Source organism: uncultured Oribacterium sp., assembly GCF_902481605.1.
In the GTDB taxonomy this organism is placed as follows: Bacteria; Bacillota; Clostridia; order Lachnospirales; family Lachnospiraceae; genus Oribacterium; species Oribacterium sinus.
Genome location: NZ_CABSXI010000082.1, coordinates 1 through 9,142, shown reverse-complemented (window position 1 = coordinate 9,142; position 9,142 = coordinate 1). Strand labels below are relative to the sequence as shown.

General features: G+C 44.4%; 7 protein-coding genes. 2 read left to right on the top strand and 5 right to left on the bottom strand.

Translation table 11 applies throughout. From position 1 onward, the window contains the following. Positions 1-66: 66 nt before the first annotated feature. The 5 genes from RDQ32_RS10160 to RDQ32_RS10140 all read right to left on the bottom strand — a co-directional run bounded on the left by RDQ32_RS10160 (position 67) and on the right by RDQ32_RS10140 (position 5,484). On the bottom strand, positions 67-1,041 hold the full coding sequence (locus RDQ32_RS10160) for a glycosyltransferase (RefSeq protein ID WP_308580359.1): 975 nt from the start codon (positions 1,039-1,041) through the stop codon (positions 67-69). 101 nt (positions 1,042-1,142) lie between these two features. Continuing rightward, on the bottom strand, positions 1,143-2,480 hold the full coding sequence (locus tag RDQ32_RS10155; protein WP_308580358.1) for a polysaccharides export protein: 1,338 nt from the start codon (positions 2,478-2,480) through the stop codon (positions 1,143-1,145). Positions 2,481-2,595: 115 nt separating this feature from the next. Beyond that, entirely contained in the window at positions 2,596-3,288 is a 693-nt protein-coding gene (locus RDQ32_RS10150) for a glycosyltransferase family 2 protein (protein ID WP_308580357.1), read from the bottom strand. A gap of 40 nt (positions 3,289-3,328) precedes the next feature. Beyond that, positions 3,329-4,375: an ATP-grasp domain-containing protein gene (locus RDQ32_RS10145; protein ID WP_308580356.1), complete on the bottom strand. Its 1,047-nt coding sequence runs from the start codon at positions 4,373-4,375 to the stop codon at positions 3,329-3,331. Next, positions 4,372-5,484 carry a DegT/DnrJ/EryC1/StrS family aminotransferase gene (locus RDQ32_RS10140; protein WP_308580355.1) on the bottom strand — a complete coding sequence of 371 codons (1,113 nt, stop codon included), beginning with the start codon at positions 5,482-5,484 and terminating at the stop codon, positions 4,372-4,374. The genes RDQ32_RS10145 and RDQ32_RS10140 overlap by 4 nt, the downstream gene beginning before the upstream one ends. A gap of 132 nt (positions 5,485-5,616) precedes the next feature. Between RDQ32_RS10140 and RDQ32_RS10135 the strand changes: the two genes are divergently transcribed. Further along, positions 5,617-7,224, top strand: a complete 1,608-nt coding sequence (locus RDQ32_RS10135) for a L,D-transpeptidase family protein (protein ID WP_308580354.1) — start codon at positions 5,617-5,619, stop codon at positions 7,222-7,224. 11 nt (positions 7,225-7,235) lie between these two features. After that, entirely contained in the window at positions 7,236-8,261 is a 1,026-nt protein-coding gene (locus RDQ32_RS10130) for a glycosyltransferase family 2 protein (RefSeq protein ID WP_308580353.1), read from the top strand. Positions 8,262-9,142 lie beyond the last annotated feature (881 nt).

Genomic DNA, 9,142 nt, shown 5'->3' with positions numbered 1-9,142 from the left:
ATGTAAAAACAGACTGGTTCCCAGGCAAACCAATATGATAATCACTCTAAACAAAGGACTCATAGCTTACTGTTCTTCCCTTTCTTTGGAAAATTTCTTTCGGAAATACTGGGGATTCACGGTAAAAGCATACACCCAGCTTTTCGGAAGCTTATAATAACGCTTTCCCAGTTGATACCCAAGGAAACGAAAGGCGGTTTTATAGAAAAAGGGAAGAATCCAAAGAGCCTTCTTCTCCTTCCAAAGCTTTCCTATACTCTTTTTCAGGTACTTCATCCCTTCCTTTTCCGCAGGAATTTTTGAGAATATCTCCCTATAGTCTCTGTGAGATACCCCTAAGTCGAAGTTTCTGTGGAATTGATCCATGGCGGAAAAATGATGGGAATGCCAAACCTCAGCCTTTGGACAATAGGCGGTTTTTCCCCCCGCCTCCTGCATTCTTGCGGCATAAATCATATCCTCATTAAAAATGCTGGGCTCAGAAAAGCCTCCAAGGCTTTGAAACAAATCCTTTTTATACATACAACAGACATTGGACTGGAAAAAACATTTGATGCCAAGCTTCGCTAACTGCTCTATCCCGCAAATCCTTTGCTCTGTCCCGTAGTTAAAGCTCCGGGAAAGCACCTCGTCAAAGGAGCTTTTCTCGTCGGTAAGCTGTCTTGCGTAAACCGCCCCAATCCTCTCCTCCCAGGAAAAGGCTTCCAGCAATTCCTTTGTGCAAGAGCTGTCTTTGGGAACCGCATCCTCTGTCATACAAAGAAAAAAAGGTGCATCCGAAAAAGATACCCCCAGGTTTCTGGCGTAAGCATGGTCAAATTCTTCTTTCTTAATATGTTTTACAAGGTAAAGCTCCGGATTCCTTCCCTCCAATAAGGACTTGGGAAAAAAAGCTTCTTCCGTATTAATTAAAATGATTTTTCGTGGAGGAACTTCCTGCTTTTCCAGGGCATCCAACAATCTTTTGCATTTCTCATCCGGCTTGTAAGTGGGGATGATAACGTCATAGTTTCGCTTCTGACTTTGGGCATTTTCCTGCATTTCCTACCTCCTTTTGGCATTTTAACATGGGCTTATAAGAAAAGAAAGGTATAGTTGTGGCTTCTACTTTCGCTCCGGGTTTCACTTCTCCTTTTGCTCTGCTATTGCTCTTCGCTTTTGGGGGAAGAAACAGTCAATACACTGCCCTTAAATTCTCCCTTCCCGTGTCCCTTAGCAAAGAAGAAAAGGAACAAAAAGACCATCATGGAGAGAAAATGCAGACTTCCGTAAAAAAATCCTCCCCTGGCCACCACCGGATTTACCGTAAAAAAGGAAAGCAGACTGGCAATGCCATAGCCGATAAATACCCATTTTTGCTTTCGCTTTAAAATCAAAAGATAGTACTCCGTGTTAGCCAGAGCATAAAAAGCACCTCCCAAAATCAAAATGCAGAAGGTCCATCTTTCTCCCGTAAACTTTCCAAAAAAGCTGCTGCCAAGGATCCACTCTAAAATCCTGAGGGCCAAGCCGGAAAAAATAAGGGCCAAAAGAAAAAGGACTAAGGACAGCAATACCACCTTTTTAAATAAAGCTTTTTCCTGCTTTCGAAAGGCTTTTTCCTTTCCCGTTTGAAAAAGTATCGCCAGGTGCGGAAGGGCAGGGCGAATAATAAAGTTTGCCAAAAGATAGATAAAGTTTCCCGGCATAAATAAGAGATTAAAAATGCCTGAACGGGAAGAGCCATAGACTTGATCCACCGCATATTTACTGGAAGAAAACACATAAAAATCTAAAAATACGGATAGAAAGAGGGTGAAAACCTCCTTCAAAAGCTTTGCTAAATCCGACCTGCTGAGGCACTTTTCTTCCCCCAGGGGCATTGTAGCTTTTAAGGGGAGGAAGGAGAATAAAAAGAAGGAGACAAGCTGTGCCAGATTCATAGCAATAGCCCCTAAGAAAAGATTTTTAGTGATACCGAGAAAAATCAACAAAGCCAAAACGGAAAAAACCGTGCGAAGAAACATGGACTGTCCGGCCTTATACAGCACTCCTCTTCTTTGCAGTTCCGACTCATACACATCACAAAAGGCATCCCCTATTTTAAAGAGACAGAGGAAAAATAAAATCAACGCCTTCTCTCCGGTATAAGAGCCGGTGCAATACTGAAAAAGAAGAAAAGCAAGAGCAAAAATCAGAGCCAAGCCACCGGTAAGACTGCGAAACTGCCTATACTGCCGAAAAGAAAACTCTCCCTTCATATCCGTAATATGAAAGGGTCGAAGCCCAAAGTAAGCCACAATGAAAAACTGTTGTCCTAAAGTAGAGTACCCGAAGCCGAAGATTCCGCCCTGCTCCTCTCCTCCTAAACGAAGGACAAAGAAAGCCAGCACCATGGAGGCTAAGGCATAACACATACTGCCTATGCCGTTCCAAAGCACATCATTTTTCATAAAAGAAGGCTTCTGCCCTCCCTGTTTTCCTACCAACTCTACACTCATTACGCTTTTCTACACTACTTTCTATTCTTTAAAGTGCCGCTTGTATAAACGCTCTCCACTTCCATGGAAGTTCCCGGTTTAAAACTTAGCTCTTCTTCCCTTTATTTCTATCCTTTTATATTTTTGTATTCCCGAAAAATAAGATAGACAAAAGTACTCTGGTCATATATTTTGCCGCATTCCAGGGTTTTAAATAGGACTCTCCCTCCCGTCTTTCCCGAATCTTTACCGGCACCTCCGAAACCGTCATTCCAGCCAAAAGTAAATGGGCCAGAGTATCCGGCTCCGGAGAGAAATTTCGTTCTCTGGAAAAGCGAAGAATGGCTTCCCGCCCGTAAATCCGAAGTCCACAGGTGGGGTCCGTCAGTTTTGTTCCGGTTCTTAAAAGAATAGCCAGGCTGATTAAGGCAGAACCGAAGTCTCGTAAAGAGCCTCCTTTTTTCTTTTCCAAAAAACGTGAACCGCAAACAATATCCACGCCATTTTCCGCTTCTTCCAGCAAAGCCTCCACATCCTCCGCCCGGTGTTGTCCGTCACCGTCAAACTGCAAGGCAAAGGCAAAGCCCCTTTGATCTGCATAACGCATACCGGTTTGAAAACAGGCCGTTAAGCCGAGATTTTCCGGAAGAGCAATGTAGGAATAGCCCTTTTTTTGGCAAAGCTCCACAGTTCCGTCTGTGGAACCGTCGGAAACAATAATATATTCCGCCTTAGGATCTACGGACAAAATGTCTTCCACCACCGCGTCCAGACTCTTCGCCTCATTGTAAGCGGGAATAATCCAGAGTAATTTCTTTTCTTCCAACATATCCTCCTTAGAAGAATTTTTAACTTTTTATCTGTCTTAGCTAGGAAAGATAAAAATCATCATAATACTTTCCGTAAAACCCATAACGAATACCGGATTCCGGCTTTTGAGAAACAAAATCCGCCATCGCCTTTGTTTCTGACAGCCCTCCTGCAGCCTTCTCTCCTTCGGCATCCTGTTCCGGTGTTTCAGAAAGATAGAATGCCACCGCCTCTTCCACAAAGGGCGCTCCCGCCAGCACGGAAAATCCTATTCCGCCGGAAGGTCGGGGATTGATTTCCAGAAAATAAAAGCAGTCCTCCTGCTCCTGGTAAATCCACTCAAAATTCACAAGACCATAAAGATTTAAAGCTTCTGCAATCCGCTTGCACTGCCTTTCAATGCCCTTCTCCGGCAAAATTTCCACACTGACTCCTGCTCCATTCTTCGTCCGAAGATTTTCTTTCCGAACCAGTGCTCTATCCGTTCCCCCATGACCTCGAAAGTAATCTACGGTATAGACCTTCCCTTCGATTTTTCTTTGGAAAATGTAGTTCTTCTCCTCTTCTCTCCACATCTTATTGCAGAAAAATCCCAACTGATCCTCATCTTCTATCTCACACAAACCCTCTGAGGAACGGCCGTTTCTTTTCTTGGCAATCATGGGAAAAGATAGATTCTCAAAATCCAAATCTTCATACTCTTCTCCGGGAATCACGGAAAATCCCTCTTCCAGCTTGTCGGAAAGAAATTTACTTAAAAGGTATTTGTCCCGAATCAGACTTAGATCCCCCTTGGGAATACAAAGGGTAATTCCTTCCTTTTGAAAGCGTTCCTTATGTTTTTCATAAAAATCCACTTCCAAATCAATCAGCGGAAAAATAGCGGAAAGCTCCCACTCCTTACATAAGGAAAGAATTCTATCCAAATATACCTCTTCCTCCCGTACTAAGGGAATTTGCGCAAAGTCCTTCACCCTTTTCGCCATGGGAATCCACTCTCCGGGATAACAGTCCGCACCATATACGGTGTAGCCCTTCTTTTCCAGTCCTTCTATAACCGTCTTGGTGGAAAAGGAGCCCAAGGCTGTACACAGAATATTTTTCATGAGCACTCCTTTTGTAAAATAACGGAAATTCTTTCAATATCGGAAAAATCTAAATCAGGATAGATGGGCAAAGTCAGTATTTCCTCCGCAATTCTCTTGGCTATCGGTGTGCCATCCCCCGAAAACTTTCCTTTATAGCAATCATAGTCGGAAATCAAAGGATAAAAGTATTTTCTGGGATGAATGCCTTCTTTTTCCAGAAGGGAGAAAATCTGATTTCTTCTTCCCTCTCCTAAAATCCGTACAGGAAGGTAGGCATAGTTTTTCTCTACACCCTCCTGCTCCTTAGGAAAAATAAGACCGGGGACGTCCTTTAACAGGCTTTCGTAATGCCGGTATCGCTTTTCCCTTTCCTTAATATATTCTCCTATATGCCGTAAATTGCAAAGTCCCATGGATGCGGAAAATTCATTCATTTTCCCGTTACAGCCCACAAGCTCCACGCTTTCCTGCCCCATAATACCGAAATTTTTCAAGGCATAAAGCTTATGCATAAGCTCTGGATTTTTCTCTCCAATGCAAACCGCACCGCCCTCTATACTGTGAAAAACTTTGGTGGCATGAAAGGAGAACATAGAAGCATAGCCAAAGCTTCCCACTCCTCTTCCATGGTAACGTTCCCCAAAGGCGTGGGCAGCATCATAGAGTACCGGAATGCCGTATTCCTTGGAAATCTTATCCAACTCCTCCACATCGCAAATATGCCCATAGACATGTACCGGTAATATAGCCACCGTATTCTTGCTAATCAGGGCGCGAAGCTTCTTTACATCGATGGTATAAAAATCTTCTTCAATATCGCAGAACACCGGAGTACAGCCATTTCTGACGATGGCATGGGTGGTGCTGGCAAAGGAAAAGGGGGTGGTGATAATTTCTCCCTTCTTTCCCAGGCTTTCAATCAAAAGCTCTAAAGCGACATGACCATTCACAAAAAGCTCCGTATTTTCCACGGAAAGAAAGTCGGAAAGCTCTTTTTTAAATTGTTCATGAAATTCTCCCATATTGGTTAAAAGACGAGTTTCCCATAACTTTTCCAAATAGGGAAGAAATTCCTCCAAAGGAGGAAGGCTTGATTTTGTAACGTAGAGTTCTTCTTTCTTTTTCATTACTTCCTCCTTAAATTCTGTCGAGATTTTTACAATTCTATAGTAATCCCATGAAAATGTAAATGCTCCCTAGTTCTTTTTGCGTTTTTGTGTTAAGGTTCATAGGTATATTAGAATTTAAGGAGGTTGACTATGAATCAAGCGAAAAAATTCGCTGCCATTCTTACACTAATGAGTATTTCCGCAACACAGCCCTTTCTTGCTTTGGCAAATCCTGTAGAGGGTACGGAAAATACCGCCATTGTATATACAGAGGAAAATGCCCCCTCAATTTCTCAGGGTCCTGTAGAAGGAAGTAATAGTACCGACCTAAGCCCCGGAAATACAGATTCCGGAAGCAGCAATGTCGGAGAGAATACAAACGGTACTTCCCAGAATAACAGCGGAGAGAATAATGCCACCGTGCAGGAATCCGCACCATTGGAAAAAACAGAGCTTACCGTAGATGCCATTCGTCCCTTTATGACCACCGATCATGCCGGAGATATGGCCGCTGACCCCGTTTTAAATCTGGTACCTTTGGCAACCTACTATATTTATAATTCCGCAGGAGAGCGTATTGACTACGGCTACAGTCAGGACAACCAGTCCTTTACCTTCAGTCCCAACGGCTTCCAGCGAATCATGCTGGAGCACCAGAACGTAGGAAGATGGTATTATCGTACCTATTCTCCCTCCGGCTCCTGGGGACCCTGGGCGGCATCCGGAGAAACCACCCCGGATAAGGGAACCGTTACCGCTATCATGCTGAGAGTTAAGGGTTATACCCATACCATGGGAGAAATCTACTACCGTGCAGTATTAAGTGACGGTACCGTAACGGATTGGGCGAAAAGCGGAGAAGCCTGCGGAAGCTTTTCCGGAGACAAGTACATTGTGGGCTTAAAGATTGCCCTATGGAAAAACGGTGTGGAATTTAGCGGAAAGCGCGGGAAGGCATTAGACAGTGCATATCAGGAGGGACTCTATTTTGAAAATGGAGAACCTAAGTATCAAACCGCCGACAACAGTCCCTATACCGGCTATGCCTTTGACCCGGATTCCAACCAGTACTACTTTGAAAACGGTGTTGCCCAGAGAGGCTGGAAGGTCGTAAACGGCTATCGCATTTACCTAAACGAACAGGGTATTGCCTTAAAGGACTTAGAGCCGATTATGGGTAAGCAGGCTGCCTACAGCATCCGTATTAATAAAGAAACCAGAACCCTCTATGTGATGACCAAGGACGAGGAAGGAAAATTCACTATTCCTTATAAGACCATGATGTGTAGTGTGGGACCGGATACCCCTCTTGGTACTTTCAAGATTTACCAGAAATATCGTTGGCACTTCATGCATAAGGATTGCTACACCCAGTTCCTCTCCCGTTTCTATAAGGGATTTTTGATTCATTCCTTATTGTATGAAAAGGCAGACCCCCACAGCTTTGATGCCATCAACTACAACTTTATCGATCAGGCTATTTCCGGCGGATGTATCCGTTTAAGAGCCATAGATTCCCAGTGGGTCTACGAAAACTGTAAGAACGGAACCCCCGTAAATGTGTATTCCGACGCCTGGGACAAGGGTCCCATCGAAAAGGATGCCATCATGCAGGCCATTCCCAGAGAGCAGAACTACGATCCTACCGATCCTGTTGTTGCGGGAAAGCAAAGTGCTGAGGATGCCAAGAGTGTAGCCGATTCCAAGAAGGAAGTGGCTAAGGAAGCGGAAGAAAATATCATTGAACCCAATGCCTAAGGGACAAACAAATGAAAACAACCATCGTTATACCAAACTATAATGGAGCTCATTTTTTGGAAAAGTGCATGCCTGCTTTGCTTTCGCAAAGTAGGCAGGACTTTTCTATTCTTTTTGTGGACAATGCTTCTAAGGACGACAGTGAAAAACAAATCCGCCATTGGATGGAGCAGGATCCGGAGCGGATTTTCCTGATTCAAAATACGGAAAACACAGGTTTTGCCACTGCAGTGAACCAGGGAATACTCTGGGCCAAGGAGCAAGGTGCTAGCTATGCCCTGCTTTTAAACAACGATACGGAGGTAGCTCCTGACTTTGTGGAGCAGCTTCTGCTTTTTATGGAAGAAAAAGAAAAAAAAGGAGAAAAGGTATTTGCCCTTTCCTCCAAAATGGTAAAGATGCATGACCCCAGCCTGATGGATGATGCCGGGGACGAACTGTGTCTCTTAGGTTTTCCCTTCCAAAGAGGTTTAGAGGATGAAGCCTCCCGGTGGACTAAGGCCGAAAAGGTATTTTCCGCCTGCGGAGGAGCTTCCCTATACAGTATTCCTCTTTTGGAAGAAACCGGACTTTTTGACGAAAAGCATTTTGCCTACCTGGAGGATGTGGACTTATCCTTTCGAGCCCAGTGGAAGGGATATTCCGTTTACTACTGCCCCACTGCCCTTTGTAAGCATGTGGGTTCCGGAACCAGCGGGGGAAAATACAGCGATTTTAAGGTGGAGCTTTCTGCCAGAAATTCTATTTTCCTGCTTTATAAAAACTTTCCTCTCGGGCTGAAAATTCTGAATTTCCTGCCCTTCTTACTGGGAATTTTGATTAAGGCTCTTTACTTCCAAAAGAAGGGCTATGGAAAGGCCTATCGAAAGGGTATCTTTAAAGGTTTAAAGGAAAGAAAAGAAATGAAGAAAGTGGATTTCCGAGGGGTACCCCTGGGAAGGATGCTAGCCATTGAACTTAGGCTGTTTAAGAATTGCTTTGTGTATCTTTCGGAGAGAAAGAGGAGAAGAAAAGGGCTGCGCTCCGATGCTGTATAGGCAGGAAAGCGGGCACGCTTGCGCCAACCTCGCCACGTAGTATAGAACTGTAGAATGATAAAAGGCTACGCTTAGAAGCTGTACAGGTATGAAATCGGGCACGCTCCCGCTAACTTCGCCGTCGTAGCAGTACTAACTTCAAGCTTCGCATAGCTCGCTTTCAGTAAGTACTGACGGGCTCAGATTGCCCTCTTTCATACCTGTACAGCTTCATTCGCTTCGGCTTTGGATTTCTACAGCTCTTCTCTTCGCTGGCTTTCTGCAAGTACCGACGGGCTCAGATTACCCTCTTTCATATCCATACAGCTTCATTCGCTTTGGCTTTGGATTTCTACAGTTCTTCCCTTCACCGGCTTTCTACAAGTTCTAACGGGCACAGTTTGCCCTCTTTCCTGCCTATACAGCATCCTTCGCTTCAATTATGGATTTCTACAGTGCTTCTCTACAACGGCTTTCTACAAGTTCTGACGGGCTCTGGTTTTCCTCTTTCATGTCTACATAGCATTTGCCGCTTTGATTTTGGATTTCTACGATACTGAAATAAGAGGAGATCGCAGGAACTTGCTTTCTATGACGAGGTATTAAGGAATCTTTGCGAGGGCTTAGGCTATGCACGAAAAAGACGGTCACTAGGCTTCCGTAGGGAGCTGCACTCTAGCAACGAAGGCGGGCGCATGTTTGAGCCCGAAGGGTGAGTTTGCGCAGGAGCCTGAGTGAAAAAGCGAGTGCAGCGAGTAGGAAACGTAGTGTGTCTTTGAGGCAAAGCCTAAGCCGAAGCAAGACATTCATTAGTCTGTATGATAGAGTTGCCAACGATTACTTGACAGAGCATATTTTATCGCAAGTTCCAATCTCACCCACCTGAAAGCTCTACTTGCTGA

Coding starts and splice junctions, on each gene's coding strand:
- RDQ32_RS10160 (WP_308580359.1), bottom strand. CDS start 1,041: ATGCAGGAAAATGCCCAAAGTCAGAAGCGAAACTATGACGTTATCATC.
- RDQ32_RS10155 (WP_308580358.1), bottom strand. CDS start 2,480: ATGAGTGTAGAGTTGGTAGGAAAACAGGGAGGGCAGAAGCCTTCTTTT.
- RDQ32_RS10150 (WP_308580357.1), bottom strand. CDS start 3,288: ATGTTGGAAGAAAAGAAATTACTCTGGATTATTCCCGCTTACAATGAG.
- RDQ32_RS10145 (WP_308580356.1), bottom strand. CDS start 4,375: ATGAAAAATATTCTGTGTACAGCCTTGGGCTCCTTTTCCACCAAGACG.
- RDQ32_RS10140 (WP_308580355.1), bottom strand. CDS start 5,484: ATGAAAAAGAAAGAAGAACTCTACGTTACAAAATCAAGCCTTCCTCCT.
- RDQ32_RS10135 (WP_308580354.1), top strand. CDS start 5,617: ATGAATCAAGCGAAAAAATTCGCTGCCATTCTTACACTAATGAGTATT.
- RDQ32_RS10130 (WP_308580353.1), top strand. CDS start 7,236: ATGAAAACAACCATCGTTATACCAAACTATAATGGAGCTCATTTTTTG.